This is a genomic window from Bacillus sp. FSL K6-2865 (genome assembly GCF_040311405.1).
GTDB lineage: Bacteria > Bacillota > Bacilli > Bacillales > Bacillaceae > Bacillus > Bacillus velezensis.
Genome location: NZ_CP152036.1, coordinates 197811 through 217422 on the forward strand (window position 1 = coordinate 197811; position 19612 = coordinate 217422).

The 19612-nt window shown below is 41.8% G+C and carries 19 protein-coding genes; 15 read left to right on the top strand and 4 right to left on the bottom strand.

The features are described 5' to 3' along the window. Positions 1-6 precede the first annotated feature (6 nt). The 4 genes from glmM (at position 7) to NYE42_RS01155 (ending at position 5513) form a co-directional block, all read left to right on the top strand. Positions 7-1353: a phosphoglucosamine mutase gene (gene glmM / locus NYE42_RS01140; protein WP_007408011.1), complete on the top strand. Its 1347-nt coding sequence runs from the start codon at positions 7-9 to the stop codon at positions 1351-1353. Between the two features lie 431 nt (positions 1354-1784). Then, complete coding sequence (gene glmS, locus NYE42_RS01145; protein WP_039252922.1) at positions 1785-3587, top strand: glutamine--fructose-6-phosphate transaminase (isomerizing); 1803 nt, start codon at positions 1785-1787, stop codon at positions 3585-3587. Positions 3588-4009: 422 nt separating this feature from the next. Continuing rightward, positions 4010-4882, top strand: a complete 873-nt coding sequence (locus tag NYE42_RS01150) for an ABC transporter ATP-binding protein (protein WP_094032873.1) — start codon at positions 4010-4012, stop codon at positions 4880-4882. Then, a complete protein-coding gene (locus NYE42_RS01155) occupies positions 4860-5513 on the top strand; it encodes an ABC-2 transporter permease (protein WP_047935140.1) in 654 nt (217 codons plus the stop codon). The genes NYE42_RS01150 and NYE42_RS01155 overlap by 23 nt, the downstream gene beginning before the upstream one ends. A gap of 102 nt (positions 5514-5615) precedes the next feature. On the opposite strand, the gene NYE42_RS01160 is transcribed toward NYE42_RS01155, so the two are convergent. Continuing rightward, a complete protein-coding gene (locus NYE42_RS01160) occupies positions 5616-6497 on the bottom strand; it encodes a hypothetical protein (RefSeq protein WP_061047146.1) in 882 nt (293 codons plus the stop codon). Between the two features lie 134 nt (positions 6498-6631). On the opposite strand from NYE42_RS01160, the gene NYE42_RS01165 reads away from it, so the two are divergent. Next, a complete protein-coding gene (locus tag NYE42_RS01165; RefSeq protein WP_352426703.1) occupies positions 6632-7798 on the top strand; it encodes a DUF4885 family protein in 1167 nt (388 codons plus the stop codon). 52 nt (positions 7799-7850) lie between these two features. Here NYE42_RS01165 and NYE42_RS01170 read toward each other — a convergent pair whose 3' ends face one another. The 3 genes from NYE42_RS01170 to NYE42_RS01180 form a co-directional block, all read right to left on the bottom strand. Beyond that, positions 7851-8696, bottom strand: coding sequence for an aldo/keto reductase (locus NYE42_RS01170; RefSeq protein WP_144665050.1), 846 nt, complete (start codon positions 8694-8696; stop codon positions 7851-7853). A gap of 110 nt (positions 8697-8806) precedes the next feature. Next, on the bottom strand, positions 8807-9499 hold the full coding sequence (locus tag NYE42_RS01175) for an LrgB family protein (RefSeq protein ID WP_007408978.1): 693 nt from the start codon (positions 9497-9499) through the stop codon (positions 8807-8809). Beyond that, positions 9469-9873 (bottom strand): CidA/LrgA family holin-like protein, encoded by a 405-nt coding sequence (locus tag NYE42_RS01180; protein WP_003156751.1) that lies wholly within the window; start codon positions 9871-9873, stop codon positions 9469-9471. Before NYE42_RS01180 ends, NYE42_RS01175 begins: the two co-directional genes overlap by 31 nt. A 195-nt stretch (positions 9874-10068) precedes the next feature. On the opposite strand from NYE42_RS01180, the gene NYE42_RS01185 reads away from it, so the two are divergent. The 10 genes from NYE42_RS01185 (at position 10069) to NYE42_RS01230 (ending at position 19538) form a co-directional block, all read left to right on the top strand. After that, positions 10069-10500: a MarR family transcriptional regulator gene (locus NYE42_RS01185; RefSeq protein ID WP_003156749.1), complete on the top strand. Its 432-nt coding sequence runs from the start codon at positions 10069-10071 to the stop codon at positions 10498-10500. 426 nt (positions 10501-10926) lie between these two features. Beyond that, positions 10927-12312, top strand: a complete 1386-nt coding sequence (locus tag NYE42_RS01190) for an amino acid permease (RefSeq protein WP_003156747.1) — start codon at positions 10927-10929, stop codon at positions 12310-12312. 93 nt (positions 12313-12405) lie between these two features. Beyond that, positions 12406-13110, top strand: a complete 705-nt coding sequence (locus NYE42_RS01195) for a YjjG family noncanonical pyrimidine nucleotidase (protein WP_352426704.1) — start codon at positions 12406-12408, stop codon at positions 13108-13110. Between the two features lie 55 nt (positions 13111-13165). Next, a complete protein-coding gene (locus NYE42_RS01200) occupies positions 13166-14323 on the top strand; it encodes a sensor histidine kinase (RefSeq protein WP_033575106.1) in 1158 nt (385 codons plus the stop codon). Between the two features lie 23 nt (positions 14324-14346). Further along, the gene (locus tag NYE42_RS01205) at positions 14347-15000 is read left to right on the top strand and encodes a response regulator transcription factor (RefSeq protein WP_033575107.1); all 654 of its coding nucleotides are present in this window, start codon (positions 14347-14349) and stop codon (positions 14998-15000) included. Positions 15001-15215: 215 nt separating this feature from the next. Continuing rightward, on the top strand, positions 15216-16148 hold the full coding sequence (locus NYE42_RS01210) for an ABC transporter ATP-binding protein (RefSeq protein WP_024084826.1): 933 nt from the start codon (positions 15216-15218) through the stop codon (positions 16146-16148). A gap of 15 nt (positions 16149-16163) precedes the next feature. Then, positions 16164-17372 (top strand): ABC transporter permease, encoded by a 1209-nt coding sequence (locus tag NYE42_RS01215; protein ID WP_095352444.1) that lies wholly within the window; start codon positions 16164-16166, stop codon positions 17370-17372. A 2-nt stretch (positions 17373-17374) separates the two neighbouring features. Then, on the top strand, positions 17375-18541 hold the full coding sequence (locus NYE42_RS01220) for an ABC transporter permease (RefSeq protein ID WP_033575109.1): 1167 nt from the start codon (positions 17375-17377) through the stop codon (positions 18539-18541). Between the two features lie 49 nt (positions 18542-18590). Further along, the gene (locus NYE42_RS01225) at positions 18591-18770 is read left to right on the top strand and encodes a hypothetical protein (RefSeq protein ID WP_024084829.1); all 180 of its coding nucleotides are present in this window, start codon (positions 18591-18593) and stop codon (positions 18768-18770) included. A gap of 72 nt (positions 18771-18842) precedes the next feature. Beyond that, complete coding sequence (locus tag NYE42_RS01230) at positions 18843-19538, top strand: thioesterase domain-containing protein (protein ID WP_050515833.1); 696 nt, start codon at positions 18843-18845, stop codon at positions 19536-19538. The last annotated feature ends 74 nt before the right edge of the window (positions 19539-19612 follow it).

The window sequence follows — 19612 nt, forward strand, 5'->3', positions numbered from 1 at the left end:
TACAAAATGGGCAAGTATTTTGGAACAGATGGTGTAAGAGGTGTTGCCAACAGCGAGCTTACGCCAGAGCTGGCCTTTAAAGTTGGGCGTTTTGGCGGTTATGTCCTGACCAAAGATAAGCAGCGCCCGAAAGTGCTGATCGGCCGTGATACACGTATCTCCGGACATATGCTGGAGGGAGCCCTTGTCGCCGGACTTTTATCGATCGGAGCTGAAGTGATGCGCCTCGGCGTTATTTCTACGCCGGGGGTATCCTATTTAACGAAAGCCATGGATGCTGAGGCGGGCGTCATGATCTCCGCTTCTCACAACCCCGTACAGGATAACGGAATTAAATTTTTCGGAGGGGACGGCTTTAAGCTTTCTGATGAGCAGGAAGCCGAGATTGAACGTCTCATGGATGAACCGGAAGATAAGCTGCCGAGACCGACAGGCGCGGACCTCGGGCTTGTAAACGATTATTTTGAAGGCGTTCAAAAGTATCTGCAATTTTTAAAGCAGACGGCGGACGAAGATTTCACAGGCATTCATGTAGCGCTTGACTGCGCCCATGGTGCGACATCATCCATTGCGACGCACCTTTTTGCCGATCTCGATGCTGACGTATCTACAATGGGGACGTCTCCGAACGGATTAAATATTAATGATGGCGTCGGGTCTACACACCCGGAAGCGCTGAGTGCTTTCGTCAAAGAAAAAAACGCCGATATCGGCCTTGCGTTTGACGGAGACGGCGACCGCCTCATTGCCGTTGATGAAAAAGGAAACATCGTCGACGGTGATCAGATTATGTACATATGCGCGAAGTATTTGAAATCAGAGGGCCGTCTGAAGGATGATACCGTCGTATCGACTGTGATGAGCAACCTCGGTTTCTACAAAGCGCTTGAAAAAGAAGAAATCAAAAGCGTTCAAACGGCAGTCGGCGACCGCTATGTCGTAGAAGCGATGAAAAAAGACGGCTATAATGTCGGCGGCGAGCAGTCAGGGCACCTTATTTTCCTTGATTACAACACTACCGGCGACGGTCTTTTGTCCGCGATCATGCTTGTGAATACGCTGAAGGCGTCCGGCAAAACCCTTTCAGAACTTGCGGATGAAATGAAAAAATTCCCGCAGCTCTTAGTGAACGTGAAAGTGACGGATAAATATAAGGTAGAAGAAAACGCTAAGGTGAAGGCCGTTATTTCTGAAGTGGAAAAAGAAATGAACGGAGACGGCCGGATTTTAGTGCGCCCGTCAGGCACCGAACCGCTCGTCCGCGTGATGGCTGAAGCGAGAACAAAAGAGCTTTGTGACGAATATGTCACAAAAATCGTGGATGTCGTGCGGACAGAAATGGGAGCGGAGTAGCGAAGTTTATAAGCAGAGAGCGAACAAGACAAGTGCGATCAGCATAATATGATAGTAAACATGATGCCGGGGCGGCAAAAAATAATTGACCGTCCTTGGCACATGCTGTAAAATCAAGCTTGTTCAGCCTTTGTTTTTCACTTGCAGGAAAGGCGGGATTGTTTGCATCTTTTATAATTACAGCGCCCGAACTAAGCGCCCGAAAAACGGCTTAGTTGACGAGGATGGAGGTTATCGAATTTTCGGCGGATGCCTCCCGGCTGATTCATTTAGATCACAGCCGTAAGGATTTCTTCAAACCGGAGGGGCGACTCTCCGAACAAAGAGAAATCACATGATCTTCCAAAAAAACATGTGGGAGGGGACGATTGAAAGTCCCCTTGTAATTTGACTTTCTTCGTCTCCTTTTGCACCTTTAGGAGGAAGAAAATATGTGTGGAATTGTAGGTTACATCGGTCAGCTTGATGCGAAAGAGATTTTGTTAAAAGGATTAGAGAAGCTTGAGTACCGCGGTTATGACTCTGCCGGTATCGCTGTGGCGAATGAGCAGGGCGTGCATGTGTACAAAGAAAAAGGCCGCATCGCCGACCTTCGTGAAGTGGTAGATCACTCGGTTGAATCTCAAGCGGGAATCGGCCATACACGCTGGGCGACTCACGGCGAACCAAGCTTCCTGAACGCTCACCCGCATCAAAGCGCACTCGGCCGCTTTACACTTGTTCACAACGGTGTGATCGAGAACTATGTTCAGCTGAAGCGCGAATATCTTGAAAACGTTGAACTGAAAAGCGACACGGACACTGAAGTAGTCGTTCAAATGATCGAGCAATTTGTGGCGGGAGGACTTAACACAGAAGAAGCGTTCCGCAAAACACTGACTCTGTTAAAAGGCTCTTACGCAATTGCATTATTTGACGGTGAAAACACAGACACCATTTACGTTGCAAAAAACAAAAGCCCTCTGTTAATCGGCCTTGGAGATACGTTTAATGTCGTGGCGTCTGACGCGATGGCTATGCTTCAAGTAACGAATGAATACGTTGAGCTTTTGGACAAAGAAATGGTGATCGTGACAAAAGACGAAGCCGTGATTAAAAACCTTGACGGTGAAGTCATGACACGTGCGTCTTATATCGCTGAGCTTGATGCCAGTGATATCGAAAAAGGCACATACCCTCACTACATGTTAAAAGAAACGGATGAGCAGCCGCTTGTTATGCGCAAAATCATCCAAACGTATCAGGACGAAAATGGCAGACTGGCCGTGGCCGGCGATGTCGCTGACGCTGTGGCGGAAGCGGACCGCATTTATATCGTGGCTTGCGGAACGAGCTACCATGCCGGTCTTGTCGGGAAACAATATATTGAAATGTGGGCAAACGTACCGGTTGAAGTGCATGTAGCGAGTGAATTCTCTTATAACATGCCGCTTCTGTCTAAGAAGCCGCTCTTTATCTTCCTTTCTCAAAGCGGAGAAACAGCGGACAGCCGCGCCGTGCTTGTTCAAGTCAAAGCGCTGGGTCACAAAGCGCTGACGATCACAAACGTTCCGGGATCAACGCTTTCCCGTGAAGCGGATTACACATTGCTTCTGCACGCAGGCCCTGAGATCGCGGTGGCATCAACAAAAGCGTATACGGCTCAGATTGCCGTCCTCGCGATCCTTGCGTCCGTTGCAGCAGAACGCAACGGTGTTGATATCGGTTTTGATTTAGTCAAAGAATTAGGTATCGCGGCAAACGCCATGGAAGCCCTCTGCGACCAGAAGGACGAAATGGAAATGATCGCGCGTGAGTACCTGACTGTTTCAAGAAACGCTTTCTTCATCGGCCGCGGCCTCGACTACTTCGTATGTGTCGAAGGCGCCCTGAAGCTGAAAGAGATTTCTTACATCCAGGCGGAAGGCTTCGCCGGCGGCGAGCTGAAGCATGGAACAATCGCTCTGATTGAAGAAGGAACACCAGTCTTTGCGCTGGCGACACAAGAGCACGTCAACCTGAGCATCCGCGGAAACGTGAAGGAAGTCGCAGCCCGCGGCGCCAACACTTGCATCATCTCGCTGAAAGGCTTAGAAGACGCAGACGACAGATTCATCCTGCCGGAAGTCAACCCTGCGCTTGCTCCGCTGGTTTCTGTTGTGCCATTGCAGCTGATCGCTTACTATGCGGCACTGCACCGCGGCTGTGATGTTGATAAACCGCGCAACCTTGCGAAGAGTGTTACGGTGGAATAATATATTTAACCCCTTTGGTTATTAGCCAGAGGGGTTTTTTAATGCGGAAATGAGAAATACATACTCTTTGCGATTGTAAAGAAATCCCCTTTTATATATTGAAAAGGATTAACACCTGCTTTATAATACGAGATGCATTCCGGTTAAAATCCATAAATGTAATCATTAGTAAATTATTTTTGTGCATGCCTCATCAGAAAGTAATCACCTCCAGCAATTTTCATCATGATATCCATTATATAAACGTAATCAATCGATTACACATCCAAATTATGATTAAAAAAGACTTTAAAATCCCTTTTGTATTTGCCGACTCCTGATCCATTATGAATACCTCGACTGGATATGAAAATAACAACATTTTTGCAATAATCCGGTTCAATTCTTAAAAAAGTCCTGACAACAATGATAGGAGTGGAATGATGTCAAACCTTTTAGAAATCAGAAACATCAGCAAATCTTTTGGCCATAAAGCTGTTTTAAAGGATGTTACATTCAATGTGCCTGCCGGATCAATTGTCGGTTTTATCGGTGATAACGGCGCAGGCAAGTCAACAACATTTAAAACGATATTAGGATTAATCTCTCAGGATAGAGGTAAAGTGAAAATCTTTGGTAAAGAGAATCTGGATAAACATATAAAGTTCAAAGAAGATATTGGGGTCGTATTTGATGCGATGAATCTTCCTGCGCACCTTACGATAAAGCAGCTGAATCATGTATTTAAGAAACTATTCGGTGCTTGGGACCAAGATCATTTTTACCGGTTGGTTCATTCTTTCTCTTTACCTATGGACAAAAAAGTGAATACATTCTCGCGCGGCATGTCAATGAAGTTATCCGTAGCTGTTGCTTTGTCGCATAATGCAAAATTATTACTCCTGGATGAAGCAACGGGAGGGCTTGATCCCTCTTCAAGAGATGATCTGTTAAATGAATTAAAAAGCTTTGTGAGTAAAAGCAACGGCGGTATTTTACTTTCATCGCACATTATGACTGATGTCGAGAAGATAGCCAGCCATATCGTTATTATGAAAGATGGCGAAATTTTATTAAATGAAGAGAAAGATAAGGTTCTTGAAAGCTATACCGTTATAGACGTTGATGAAGGCCGATTGGCTGAGCTTGACGAAGATATCGTTCTAGCAAAAAGGGATCGTGGATCTTATTGGAGTGTGCTTGTATCGGATCAACAGAAATTGCCGAATGGCGTAACGGCCAACACCATTTCCATAGAAGAAATCAGCGTCTTTTTAACGAGGAGTGAAAACATTGAGAGGTCTGTTACTGACTAACTATTACCTGGTTTATCGAAGTTTCTTTGCATACACGGGGTTGGCCATATTGGTATCAGCAGTCATTTTTTATTTTGGGGATGCTTCAATGCATCGTTTTGTTGCTATGCTGATTATTTTGTTTGTCGTCATGCCCGCACTTGAGGTTATAAAGTATGAGAGCAAGTCTGGCTATGACAGGTATGTCCTGACTTTACCGGTCAGCAGAACAAATATTGTTCAAAGCCACTATGTCTTTTATCTTTTGATTGTTGTGATCGGAGCTGTAATATCTTATGGTATTTTCCTTGTATACAGCCTGGGTTCTGATGAACCAATTGACGGCATATTTAATATTGTCTCTTTTGGAACGTTCATCGTTCTCTTTGCCGGTGCAATCGTTTATCCTCTTCTCTACATGATAGGCCCGGAAAAATCCGATGCTATCGTGATTGGAGGAGCAATGGGGGGACTTTTTGCTACGTTTGGATTGCAAAGTGTCGTTGGGTATGCAGCAGAACAAGTACCGCTGTCATTTTTGCACATAAATCCTTCTTTATATGTCCCGATTATATATCTCATGATCGGCGTTATCTTATATATCATTTCATTTTTCATTGCCGCAGCTATATATCATAAAAAAGAATTTTAGCAACTGATCAAGTTACAACAGGATAAGACATGGCACGGGCTCATAAATTCACTTTAACTCCAAGCAGACAGCCGCCCGCACAATGGGCGGCTGTTCTTCTAATTAAAACTGCGTTGTCACATCGTACTCATAATCAATCTTCAATTTCACATTTTTCATAGTCGATTTTGCTGTTGCGAGTGTGTTGTATTTAAAATTCCAGATGCTTGAGACTGAGAGGTTATCATCCAGTGTGATACCGTAATTTCCTTGAGTGGAGCTGTTTGCAAGTGCACGGTGCCACACTTTATTTTCTTCCGACATGATGTAGTGGCTTGTATTTCCTTGGCTTGGTGTTTGGGTTGCGGTGGTGTTGATTCTTTTCACTGTGGCGTCTCTTGGAATGCTTGTCTGTTTGGTTAAGTCGAGTCTAAGAACAGTTGAATCTGATCCATTCGGACTGAGGCTTGTGTTCCCTTTATTTTCAGCTGTACCGCTGAATGAGAAGGTCTCACTGCCGGATTTGATTCGGTCGTAAATAGAGAGTGTAAAGTACATATCGTCAGTGTAGGAGCCGCGGGACACTTTCACGTAGAACGTCTCGTTATTTTCTTTCGCATCTGTATTCGCATAGATAAAAGGTAGCGCCGTATCAGGATTTATCACTTCTGTGCCTTTACTGATCAGTACTTTATTTTTATTATAAATTTCAATGTCCATTCCCTTGTATTCACTTCTTGTTGAACTCCTGACATAAAGTCTTTCTCCCTTATTTGCCGTGAAAGTGAAATACGAATCTTTTTCCCCTTTTGGCAATATGGCAGTATCAATATTTTTATATTTCCAGTAGCCTACCGGATTGGCAGTTTCAAATGAATGATTTCCTGTAATGGCGCTTATTTGTAACGAGTTCTTTTGAGATGCAGAGGCTGAAGGTGAAGATGCAAACAATGCGCCTGATAAAACGATGACACTGACAAATAGAATCAATATACACTTCTTCATGGAAAAATCCCCCTTTTTGACTACATCATACATAAAAACATTAGCTATGTAAACATTTGTTATTTAAGGTTAAAATCAACTGGGAAACAGCCGATACAAACACTAGAACATCATCTCAAGCGGAGGTTAAAAACATGCGCCTAAACGCTCGATATATAAAAAATCAAGTAATGGCTCAGCAAGTGCTTCAGCGGTATTCTTCCAAAACAAATGTGAAAGATGCGGCAAAAGGATCGGACAGCTTATTGATTCAGACAGGCGGGAGCCGCGATCTGAGCCAGGTGAATTATTCAAGGAGCGGTGTCACTGAGAAAGGGAGCAGCCTGTCCCGTTTATATCAATCTGCAAATCAGAAAACGATTACGGATAATGGGAATGAGACGGTAATAGACGCTAATAATCCATATGAGTCTGAGAGTGATATTGCGAGCAAGATTCTTGATGAGAAATACAGCCGTATCAATGAAATCAATAAACGAAAACCAGATCCTTTGCATTATATTAAGGACAAATACCAGCGTGCCGATTCACCTTATTTCAGAAGTGATTTATCAGAATCGGAGCGTCAGGCCGCTTATCATAATGAAACGGAATGGCTGTTTAAGGGGAAAGCCCAGAGCTATGATTTCCGTGATGCGGCGTTTCGGGGTGAAACGCTCAACGGAGAGATTCAAGTCGAAAATGAAAAGGTGTTTCAGCGCGGGCAGGTGAATCAGCAGATTGAGATGCTTTTCCATCGGAATCATATTCAGATTCCGGAGGGTGCGAATCTTACATTTACGATATCACCGATTGATTATCTGTTAAAAGTGAGCGGGACTGACGATAAAGAGCTCACTCAGCAGATTGAAGCTGTCTTAAACTCCGGGGAAAACAGCAAAGAGCTGTTTGCGCACATCATTCGCAGCCGGAGTGATGACTCCTCGCAGTTTACGCCGGAAACATATGAGAAATATCAAGTCGTTCGGGAAATGTACGAGGTGACCGGCTATCATCTGAAAGACTTGCAGATCGTGGACGGAAAGTACGTCACAGAAGACGGACGCGACCTTTTAGACGTCTATAAGGAAGCGCTGCAGCAAGATCCTTTGTTGAGACATACGGCGGCAGAAGCGGCCGCCCATTACGGACAGGGGCTCACGAAGCTTGCGAGAACGGGTTATGACGCCATTCCTGATTTGGTTCTGTCCATTGAGTATAAAAACGGATCTCTGCGTGACGCCGGCCAAAGCAGGCAATACGGATCTGGGGATACAGATTGGCTTTCTGAATGGAAACGGGAGCTGGGTGTGCGTATATAAAATGAGAAAAAAGCTGACAAATGATGCCGTCAGCTTTTCTTTATGCGTTTACTTAAAACTCCTCATACTCCGCCGGATCTTGGCCGTTTATGCGTCCGTCGGGGCGGGTAAGCGAGTCGATGATGTTCATGTCGTTTTCATCAAGGGAGAAATCAAAAACGGAGATGTTTTCAAGCTGGCGCTCGGGCGATGCTGATTTTGGAATCGGGATGGCGCCCAGCTGGATATGCCAGCGTAAAATGACTTGAGAAATGGTTTTGCCGTATTTGTCCGCAATCCGTCCGAGTTTTTGATCGTTCAATACTTCGCCGGCGCGGGATAACGGACTCCATGATTCTGTCACGATGCCCTGTTCTTCGTGCCATTGGCGCTGCTGCTGCTGATTAAAAGCGGGATGCAGTTCAATTTGGTTGATGCCAGGCTTTACGCCGGTTTCACGTTCGAGCCGTTCGATATGCTCAGGCAGGAAATTGCAGACGCCGATGGATCGGATCAGGCCCCATTTTTTCGCATCAATCAGTGCCTGCCATGCTTCCGTGTAGCGGTCTTGTTTCGGGTTCGGCCAATGGACGAGATACAGGTCATAGTAGTCCAGACCGGCGCGGTATAAAGATTCTTGTATGGTTTGTACAGCTTTGTCATAGTCATGGTAGCGTCCGGGCAGCTTGGACGTCACGTATAGCTGTTCTCTCGGAACAGAGCTTCTCTTGATGGCTTCTCCGACCGTCCCTTCATTTTCATAGTTATAAGCGGTGTCAATCAGACGGTAGCCGATATCAATGGCGCTGGTAATGGCATGAACGCCGTTGTTTCCGTTAAGAGCGTATGTACCGAAGCCGATCGCGGGAATGCTTGTCCCATCCAGCAGTTTCTTTTGCGGAATTGCTCCAGTCATCATTAAATCCCTCCTTGTTTTCTACTTTACCATTATTCTTACAAATGAAACATAATAATGGAAGGGAATGAGATGATCCGCACATGAAAAAAGCTGACGGAGAACCGCCAGCTTTAAATTTGAAACATCCATGCTACGACGGGGCCGAAGACCGACCCTAACACGGCGCAGAGCGTCATGGAAACAGAACTCATGGAGACCGTTAATTCTCCGTACTCCATTGCTTTTGAGGTGCCGAGCGCATGGGAAGCGCTCCCGAATGCAATTCCTTTCCCGAGTGAGCTGCGAATGCGGATCCACTTGAGAAGCAGCGGTCCTAAGATAACGCCGGAAAACCCTGCGATCATGACGAACACGACTGTCATGGAAGGGACACCGCCGATACCGGACGCAATCTGTATGGCGACAGGCGTCGTAATTGATTTTGGGATAATTGACAAAATCAAACTCCGGCTGATGCCGAACAGCTCTGCAAATAGCAGGCCGCTGACCATTCCGGAGAATAAACCGGCCAACACGCCGCCGATGATCGGAAACATATACTTGATTAACACCCGGCGCTGCTTATAAAGCGGGTATGCCAAAGCCACCACGGCGGGTCCGAGCAGTGAATTGATCCATTGTCCGCCGATCATATAGTCTTTATACGAAATATGAAAAACAAGCAGCACGGCAATAATGAAAATCGTAGTCGTCAAAACCGGTATGAGAAAGGGATATGGAAAGCGCACATATAATTTCACCATAGCCAGATAGGCGGCGGCCGTGAACAAAATTATAAGGATTGCGATACATGCTTGCTGCACTTCTTTTTCTCCTTTCTCTGATTGGCTTTGTGCTCTAACAGCTGGCTGGCGTACCCTGCGGCGATCATTGTGACGATGGTGCTCAGCACGATGATCAGAAACAGAGCAGCCCCGCTGGCGGAAAACAGTGACGGGTAATTGATGACGCCCGTCATGGCCGGAATGAATAACAGCGGAAGAAAAGACAGCAAAAATCCGGCTCCGTCTTCAATCATTTTGACGGGAATGATCTTAACCGATAAACATATGATCAGCAGGATCAAACCGATGATGCTTCCGGGAATGGGCAGGTGAAAGAACTGCTGAACGGCTCCCCCGATAAAGGAAAATGCGAATAAAATAATGATTTGCAGTATGATGCGTATGACTTTCACGACAATGCTGTTCTTTGGAGAAGAGCAGCTTCCCCCTTTCTTGATGCTTCGATATGTTTCTTTACTTTTTGCGTATATATTTGTACTATACAAATATATGTATGCAAAATCTTTCTATATGTTTTCTGAGTAAATGTGCATATGTTTGTATTATACAACTAATATTGCTGTTGTCAATGTAAGGAGTGAGGCTGTTTGTCAAAACAAGATCCGATTGAATTAATTGAATATGAGCTCACCACTTTTATCAGGAGAGCTGTTTATCTTGATAACTCCGACCGTAAAATCGGACATCTGGAAAGGGCTGCGTATTTGTTATTACGGCAGCTGGATGAATTCGGGCCGGCGCGTGTGAAGGAATTGGCCGAATCATTTAAGCTGGATATTTCCACATTGTCACGCCAGGCCGCGGCCTTGGAGTCGAAAGAGCTGATCCAGCGTTTTTCCGATCCTTCTGACGGGCGGGTCAGTCTGTTTGCGATTACGAAGCTTGGCAAACAGAGGTTAAAAGCTGATAAAAAGATGCGTCTTGAGCGGTATCATCGTATGCTTGACGATTGGTCCGGCGATGAAAAAGAAATGTTCGGCCGGCTTTTGCTGCGGCTGAATGAGGCATTTATCGATTAATGCATGATTTTTGCCGAGTTAAGCAGGATTATGGCGTATACAAGGGAGAATGGAAGAGGGTAAGGCTTTACGCCATTCTGCTTAGCAAAAATAATATTGAATAGGGGGCGGAACATGTTTCTCCAGGGGACATCCTGTTTCTCGGAGGCTGCGGCATTTATTATCTCAATATTCATAATTCAATAAAAATGAAAGCGCTTTATTTTTAGTTTGTTGGTTTAGGGTGCAAGGTGTTTACCTGAAAAAAACAATTGTATTTTTCACGAAAATTTATTATGATGGAATAAGGAAATTGGAGATTATATAACGATAGGAAGATAGAATATTTCTAATATTGCGGGAAATGAAGAGTGAGTTAGGTTCAACAGGTGCACCTTCTGCTTCATTATTTCACATATATCAGAGCTGTTAAGAGGAGGAAGCGAAGTGGCAAACAAAGAATTAAAGAGAGGCTTAGGCGCGCGTCATATACAGATGATTGCGCTGGGCGGCACGATCGGTGTCGGTTTATTCATGGGGTCATCCAGCACGATCGGATGGACCGGGCCGTCTGTCCTGCTGGCTTATGCGATCTCGGGTATCTTTATCTTTTTTATCATGCGTGCGATGGGCGAAATGCTCTATGTAGAGCCGAGTACAGGGTCGTTTGCGACGTTCGGCCATAAGTATATACATCCGTTAGCCGGCTATATGACGGCGTGGAGCAACTGGTTTCAATGGGTGATCGTCGGGATGTCTGAAATTATCGCCGTCGGTTCGTATATGAAATATTGGTTTCCTGATCTGCCGGCATGGATTCCCGGCATTATCGCCATGGCCATTCTCGGTGCGGCGAATTTAATTTCGGTAAAATCTTTCGGTGAGTTTGAATTTTGGTTTGCCATGATCAAAATCGTCACCATTATTCTGATGATTGTGGCCGGAATCGGAATTATTTTCTTCGGTTTCGGTAACGGAGGGCATGCGATCGGATTATCTAATTTATGGTCGCACGGCGGTTTCTTTACGAATGGTTTTTCAGGATTTTTCTTTGCCTTGTCTTTGGTTGTTGCGGCCTATCAAGGGGTCGAGCTGATCGGGATTACGGCAGGGGAAGCGAAGGACCCGCAAAAAACGCTGCGAAGCGCGATTCAGAGTATTATTTGGCGGATTTTAATTTTCTACATCGGTGCGATTTTCGTCATCGTTACCGTATATCCGTGGAATGAGCTTCACTCACTCGGCAGTCCGTTTGTTTCGACATTTGCGAAAGTCGGGATTACGGCGGCGGCCGGTTTGATTAACTTTGTTGTGATTACCGCTGCGATGTCCGGATGCAACAGCGGGATATTCAGTGCGGGACGCATGCTTTATACATTGGGCGTGAACGGACAGGCACCGAAATTCTTTAAGAAAGTTTCTTCGAGCGGTGTGCCGATATTCGGTACGCTTGCGGTATTAATCGGACTTGTGATCGGTGTCGTGCTGAACTACATCGCGCCTCCGAAAATTTTTGTCTATGTGTACAGCGCGAGTGTGCTGCCGGGAATGATTCCGTGGTTCGTCATTTTAATCAGCCATCTCGGTTTCAGAAGAGCGAAGGGCGCTGAGCTTGATAAGCATCCGTTTAAGATGCCTTTTGCGCCGTTTACAAACTATTTGACGATCGCTTTCTTACTCATGGTATTGATCGGCATGTGGTTTAACAAAGATACGCGGATTTCGTTGGTTGTCGGGGTGATTTTCCTGGCGATTGTGACGGTCAGCTATTATGCGTTCGGTATCGGCAAGCGCATGCCTGGTGAAAAATCGAAAATAGAAGACGCTGTATAATTCAAAAAAGACACCTCTCTTACAGGGGTGTCTTTTTCGGCTTGTCCGCGAGTGGTATACTGGTTAAAAAAAGCAGAACCGGGGGAAACATCGATGAGTCATTACCGTACGGTATTATTTGATATAGACAATACGCTGCTGGATTTTACCGCTTCAGAAACCGATGCTCTTCAAAAATTGTTTCAAGGTTCAAAGCTGGAGCTGACGGCAGAGGTGGAAGCCCGTTATAAATCGTTAAATCAAGGGCTGTGGAAGGCGTTTGAAGAGGGGGAAATGACCCGCGATGAAGTGGTCAATACACGGTTTGCCCTTTTGTTTAAAGAATACGGCCTCGAAGCCGACGGCGTGCTGATGAATCAGGCGTACCGCCAATACTTAGAAGAAGGGCACCAGATGATAGACGGAGCTTATGAGCTGATTGAACGGCTGAGTCCTTTATTTGATTTATACATCGTGACGAACGGCGTCTCAAGATCACAATATAAGCGGCTGGGCGACTCCGGTCTGTATCCGTTCTTTAAAGATGTGTTTGTATCTGAGGACACGGGTTTTCAAAAGCCGATGAAGGAATACTTTGATTACGTGTTTGCGAGAATTCCCGATTTTTCTGCCGAGGGCGGACTTATTATCGGCGATTCACTGAGCGCGGACATAAAAGGCGGTCAGATGGCGGGAATGGATACGTGCTGGTTTAATCCCGGAAAGAAAGCAAATGAGTCCGGAATCATCCCGACGTACGAGATTCATTCGCTTGATGAGCTGTATGATGTGCTGAACGTGGAGGTTGTCGCTTTATGATTTCTCAATATATGTATAATATAATTTATATCAAGTTGTCTCAGGAAGGATTATTATGAAAAATCTTTCTTCAATTAGTACAAGAGTGCTCATAGAAAAAACCATTATTTGTTTTTCCTTATATTCTATTATCAGTTCTATTTTTAAAACGCCAACTTTCACGGCTTCGGAATCCGCTTACCTGCTGATAATCACCATTTTTTTAGTCGTCAACGATCATATCAGATTAAAATACCTAAGCGGTCAGTATTCTTTTAGATATTATGCATCTTTTTTAGTAAGTAACCTTTTATCAGGCATTTTATTGTTTAAAATTAACTGTCTCGGTTCTCAAATATATAATATTTTCTTACTGATCGAGATTATTGTAACAACTCGTAAACTGCCCTGGACTGTAGTAAGCCTGCATTTTATTATTTTTTTTACAGCTCTTAAAGCAGCAGGGACCAGCGGGAAAGATATATTGATGTCCTATTTAGTGATCATGGCTATTATTTATCTGTTTAGAAACGTACTGCTCGAAAAAGCAAAAATACAAACATTAAATAAAGAATTACAAAGTGTAAACACTAAACTTAAGAATTATTCTCAAAAGATTCAAGAGTTAACTATTTCTAAAGAGCGGACAAGAATTGCACAAGAGCTTCATGATTCCCTAGGGCATTATTTGATCGCATTAACAATGAATCTTGAATTCGCCGATAAAATAGTCAGTAAAAATCCCAGCGAGGCTAAACAAGTCATCAATAAGTCACATGATTTATCGAAGGAGTGTATTATTAACCTGAGAGAAGCTGTCGCTTTGCTCAATGACCCTGCTCCTCAAAAAGGGCTTCTGAAATCGATCAATGAGATTTTTGAAAATTTTCAGCAAACAAATGAAATAAAATTCGAGCTTGATATGGACAATAAAGTAGAGTCAGCTGATCCTGATATCAAGAATTGTCTCTATAAAACAGTACAAGAGTCTATAACGAACGGGATAAAACATGGAAATGCTACGTTTTTTTCAATAAGAATACGTAAGTCTTTTGAAAAAATCTCTATATCGATAACTGATAACGGAACAGGATGTTCTGAAATTAATAAGTCAAATGGAATAAAAGGAATAGAGAAAAGATTTGCTGCACTTGGAGGAGAGGTTGATTTTCATTCAGGGCTAGATTCAGGATTTACTGTGGAAGCCGTAATCCCCGAGATAGCAGATCTTTAATCCGAATGTGAGGAGGTATTGATATGGATATTATCATTGTGGATGATCAGCAAATTGTCAGGGAAGGGCTTAAAATGATTCTGAGTCTGCACGAGGAAATTAATATTGTAGGCGAAGCTTCTAATGGTGAACATTTATTAGATTTGCTAAAACAGATAAGGCCTGAAATCATTTTAATGGATATAAGAATGCCCATAATGGACGGCATTGAAGCAACAAAGCTAGTTAAAGAGAGATATCCGGATATTAAAGTGATTATCCTGACAACCTTTAATGATAGTGAATACATTTTTACTGGACTGAAAAGCGGTGCTGATGGTTACATACTGAAAGATTCTGATTCACAAGAAATTATTGATTCCATCAAAACAGCATGTGAAGGCAATATTCTGTTAAATCCTAAGGTAACGCTAAAAGTTGTAAAGGCTCTAAATTCGGTAGAACATAATAAAGAGCTTGTTCAAGAAAATAATGAAAAGGAACAGCTGGTGCAATTGCTTACTCCCAGAGAAAAAGAAGTCGCTAAACAGATTATGGAAGGGAAAAGCAACAAAGCTATAAGCGAAGCACTTTTTATTACTGAAGGCACAGTCAAAAATTATGTATCAAGAATACTGGAAAAACTTCAAATGAACAATCGAACGGAGCTTAGCTTATATTTACAAAAGCATATGTGATTCAACTTTTTTCCTTCAATCAGAAAGGAATTTCATCAAATTCCTTTCCTCCATTTTCTTCTGAATATCCGGACTTACACCTTCCGTATATGACTAAAGTAACAATGCGATTCCTAACTAAAGTAATAAGGTAAATGAGTACTATAGTAAATTCTAAAAATATTCCATTCAGGTTAAAATAAAAGAACCGAAATACCACGAGGGGTGTTTTAATTATGCTCGAATTAAAAAAACTTACCAAAAAATATGATGACTTTACGGCAGTTAATAATATTTCGCTGACTGTAGAAGATGGAGAAGTATTCGGACTATTGGGTCCTAACGGTGCCGGCAAATCAACAATGGTTTCTATGATTAGCACTGTTCTTGCACCTACCAGCGGGACAATTAAAGTAGATAATAAATCACTTAAGGAAAAACCTATTGAGATAAAAAAAATAATGGGGGTTGTTCCACAGGATTTAGCTTTATATGAAACGTTAAGCGCCAAAGATAACTTGAACTTCTTCGGAAGCCTTTACGGGCTGAAAGGGAAAAAGCTAAAAGAAAGAACTGATGAGGTTCTGGAGATTATTGAACTGACAGATAAAAAAAATCAAAATGTATCAGAGTTTTCCGGGGGAATGAAACGCCGGGTCAACATAGGTGTGGCGTTAATGAATAATCCTAAATTATTAATTCTTGATGAGCCTACAGTAGGAATTGATCCGCAATCAAGAAATCATATTCTTGAAACAGTAAAAAGGCTGAATAAAGAAAAAGGAATGACTGTTATTTATACCAGCCACTACATGGAAGAAGTAGAGTATCTTTGCGAGAAGGTGGCAATTGTTGATCATGGATCTCTTATTGCTTTAGGAACGAAAGAAGAACTCAAGGAAAACTTAAATGCTTGTGACACTTTAACCGTTACTTTTAAGGGTGCTGATGAAGAGGCACTCAGCCGGATAAACAGCATTACAGGAATTGATAAAGTGACGGTAGATCATAAACAAATTTCAATGCTTGTATCGACGAAGGAAAGAAACATCATTGAAATTGTAGATGATATCAAAAATCTGGGGATCGACCTCACTAGCTTTAAGTACGAGGAAGTAAATTTGGAAAGCATTTTCCTTCAAATTACAGGGAAAAACCTAAGAGATTAGTAGGAGGAGGCTATCTTGAGAAAATTATTCAACTTATTTTTTCTTGATTTTAAGCTGTTAACAAAAAATAAGTCATTTTATTTAAAGCTGATGCTGTTTCCATCACTGCTAATCCTCATATTGGGCAGTGTGTTCAGTAATTCAGATTCAAAAATCGAAGCATTTGATGTAGCTTTTTACTCAGCAGATTCAGGGGAGAGTGTTTCTTTAGGTGATGTCTTAAAGGATAAAGTTTTTAAGAAAGGCGATCTCAAAGATATCATTCATTTAAAAGAAGCTGAGAGCTACAATGACGGTGAAAAATTAGTTAAAGAAGGAAAGGCTGCAGCTTTTATCTATGTACCGGAACACTTTACGAAAGCCGTTATGAACAACGGGAAAACAAATATCGATTTAATTGGAGATAATAACAAGACCATAGATAAAAATATTGTTCAGGCTGTTTTGGAGGGCTTTACGAAAAGCGTGAAAACAATGAGCGCTGAGCAACAAGAAGTAATAAAACATATCAGCTCCGGCGGCAGCGTACCACAAGAAAAAATAGAAAAAATGATGAACGATTTGGCCGATAATGACGGGATCTCCGCTGATATCCCAAAAGCAGCGACAAATAAAAATGCGGTTCCTGTCGATTCCATGCAGTATTATTCAATTGCAATGGTTGTCATGTTTTCCATTATGACGGCTTTTGTGCTTGTTCACAGCATTGTTGATGAGCGGCAGAATAATACGCTGTTCAGAATTAAATCTACACCGACTTTAAATATTCAGTATGTGCTTGGAAAGTTGACAGGTATTATTTTTGCGATCTTAATGCAGATGACTGCTGTTATTCTGATAAGCTGGGTCGTATTCCGAATGAACTGGGGCAACTTGTTTGATATTTTTGTTATTACGGTAGTATACGCATTTGCTATAGGCAGCATTGTATTGTTTTGGGGTTTTACCGCTAAGGACCACGTGGCGGTGTCCAGTATGGCTTCTCCGGTTCTTTATATTTTTAGTTTTTTGGGAGGCAGTTTTATTTCTAAGAACGGACTGCCTGATAGCTTGAGGGTTGTTCAAGAGATCATACCGAACGGTAAGGCAATAAACTCTTATTTAAAAGTCAAACAGAATATTGGTCTTAGCGGCATGTATATTGATTTGCTTGAGCTAATTGGTATTGGTCTCATCTTTGTCTTTATTAATATTATGGTATTCAACCGGAAGAAGGTGGCGTAGTAGTGCAATTGATTGCCATGATTAAACATCAGCTGAAACTGATGCTCCGAAATAGATTAGCAATTTTTGCAACGATTTCGGTGCCGTTAATCCTTACATTTTTGTTCTCTTTTTCTCAAGATACGGATAGCAAAGAGAACTTGTATATAGCCAATGCTGATAAAAGTAACTATGCTGCAAAGCTCATTGAAATGATAAAAGAGCATAAAAATATTAAAGTTATAAAGCTAACGGAAAATGAATTAAAGAAAAAAGTCGATGATCAGGATATTCCTTTTGGGGTCGTTATTGAAAAAGGTTTTGGAAAGGATTTGACGGACAATCACAAGATAAAAATGAAAATCATCCAAAACTACGAGAACGGCAGCGGAACATTGTTAGAGCAGCTGGTCACAAATGAGGCGGGAACTCTTAAAAAGGTAGTTAAAGATTCGCAATATATGTCTGCACAGTTGCATACGGACTCAAAAGATATAGAAAAGAACATTTTCAAGAAATTGAAAAACAATTCAGGAATAGAAGTGAATGACAAAACATTAAGTCAGGGTGAACATACTCAGGATAATGCGACCGTGAGATTAATTGGTTTTCTTGTAATGTTTATTTGGTTTGTTGTTATTCAAGGGTTAAGAACACTTATTGATGAAAAAGAGAATAATACTTTCAGCAGATTACTAAGTACGCCTATAAACTATACAAAATATGTTTTATCCAAAATGGCTGCTACTTATATTTCCGGAATCATTCATATAATCGTTATTATACTTGCGGGAAAATATTTACTCAAGATCAGCATAGGTCATAACATCTTTGCCATCGCTGTTATGCTCGCTGTTTATTTATTTGCATTGACCTGCATTACGATGATTATGGTTCCATTTATGAGAAGCCAAAAGCAGTTTACTTCTGCCGCATCGATCATAATTGCAGTAAGCGGGATGATAGGCGGTTCCTTTTTCTCATTGGAAATTGCTCCAAAATATATGCAGGTTATTTCTAAATTTACACCCGAAGCATGGGCAATACAGTCTTTAAACAACATTATCTTTAGTAAGAGTACCTTAGGAACTGAATGGCTTCCGATCGTAATTTTTGCAAGTGTCGGCTTATTAAGTATTATTGTATCTTTCATCTTAATAAGCAGGGAGATTAAAAAAAAGAAAAATTAAATCAACAATAATCTGATAAAATTAACAGATCAAAAAGGACGTGAGGGAATTGGGTATGGAAGAACTATTTGGAATGGCTGAATTAATTATAGGTGTACTCATGAATGTATTTATCGGTAAAATCGGGCAAGTTGCTTTTGGAAAAGATAACAGAACAACAAGGATCATTTTAAGAGTAATAGGAATCTTCCTCATCATCAACGGAGTTTCAAGAGCATTTCATATATAAAATGAGATAGTAAAAAACATCCTTTTCAGGGTGTTTTTTTATCGGGTTATTACAAAATTTCTGAGGTGAATTATGAAAAAAATATTTTGTCTTCCGTATGCAGGGGGATCAAGTGCAATATACTATAAATGGAGAAGGTTAATGAGTGACTCTTTAACAATACATCCTATTGAGTTAAAAGGAAGAGGTACAAGAATTAACGAAGATTTTTATGAACATATAGATGAGGCTGTTAATGATATATATGATCTGATAAAGGATCAAATCAGGGAGTGTGATTATGCTTTATTCGGCCACAGTATGGGAGGCCGATTAGTTTATAAGTTATATAGTAAAATTGCTGAAATGCAGCAGAAGAAGCCAAATCACATATTTTTCTCCGGCTGCGGCATTCCTAAAACGAAGAAAGCAGAGGGGATGATTCATGCTTTGCCGGATAGTTTATTTTTGCAAAGAATCATGGATATGGGCGGGACTTCGGAAGAACTGTTACATAACAAGGAATTACAACAATTATATCTTCCTATTTTAAGAAGTGATTTCAAAATGTTGGAAGAGGATGTTATTTCTGAAAATAAGACTGTTATGGACTGTGATATAACAGTGTTGCATGGTAATAATGACAAGACGATAAGCTCAGATTTAATATGTAATTGGGGACATTATACTTTAGGGAAATGCAATTTTTATACGTTTGAAGGAAATCACTTTTTTATTCATCAATTTTCGAATGAAATAACGGACATTATAAATAAAACCTTGAGATGAATTTTTGATTAAAAAATCGGGAGTGTTACTTTGTCCCGGTTTTTTTTTATGTTAATACGAAAAATAAAAACTGG

Bases quoted from the DNA above. Each gene is read 5' to 3' on its own strand.
- glmM (WP_007408011.1), top strand. From the start codon at position 7: ATGGGCAAGTATTTTGGAACAGATGGTGTAAGAGGTGTTGCCAACAGC.
- glmS (WP_039252922.1), top strand. From the start codon at position 1,785: ATGTGTGGAATTGTAGGTTACATCGGTCAGCTTGATGCGAAAGAGATT.
- NYE42_RS01150 (WP_094032873.1), top strand. From the start codon at position 4,010: ATGTCAAACCTTTTAGAAATCAGAAACATCAGCAAATCTTTTGGCCAT.
- NYE42_RS01160 (WP_061047146.1), bottom strand. From the start codon at position 6,497: ATGAAGAAGTGTATATTGATTCTATTTGTCAGTGTCATCGTTTTATCA.
- NYE42_RS01165 (WP_352426703.1), top strand. From the start codon at position 6,632: ATGCGCCTAAACGCTCGATATATAAAAAATCAAGTAATGGCTCAGCAA.
- NYE42_RS01170 (WP_144665050.1), bottom strand. From the start codon at position 8,696: ATGATGACTGGAGCAATTCCGCAAAAGAAACTGCTGGATGGGACAAGC.
- NYE42_RS01195 (WP_352426704.1), top strand. From the start codon at position 12,406: ATGAGTCATTACCGTACGGTATTATTTGATATAGACAATACGCTGCTG.
- NYE42_RS01200 (WP_033575106.1), top strand. From the start codon at position 13,166: ATGAAAAATCTTTCTTCAATTAGTACAAGAGTGCTCATAGAAAAAACC.
- NYE42_RS01205 (WP_033575107.1), top strand. From the start codon at position 14,347: ATGGATATTATCATTGTGGATGATCAGCAAATTGTCAGGGAAGGGCTT.
- NYE42_RS01210 (WP_024084826.1), top strand. From the start codon at position 15,216: ATGCTCGAATTAAAAAAACTTACCAAAAAATATGATGACTTTACGGCA.
- NYE42_RS01230 (WP_050515833.1), top strand. From the start codon at position 18,843: ATGAAAAAAATATTTTGTCTTCCGTATGCAGGGGGATCAAGTGCAATA.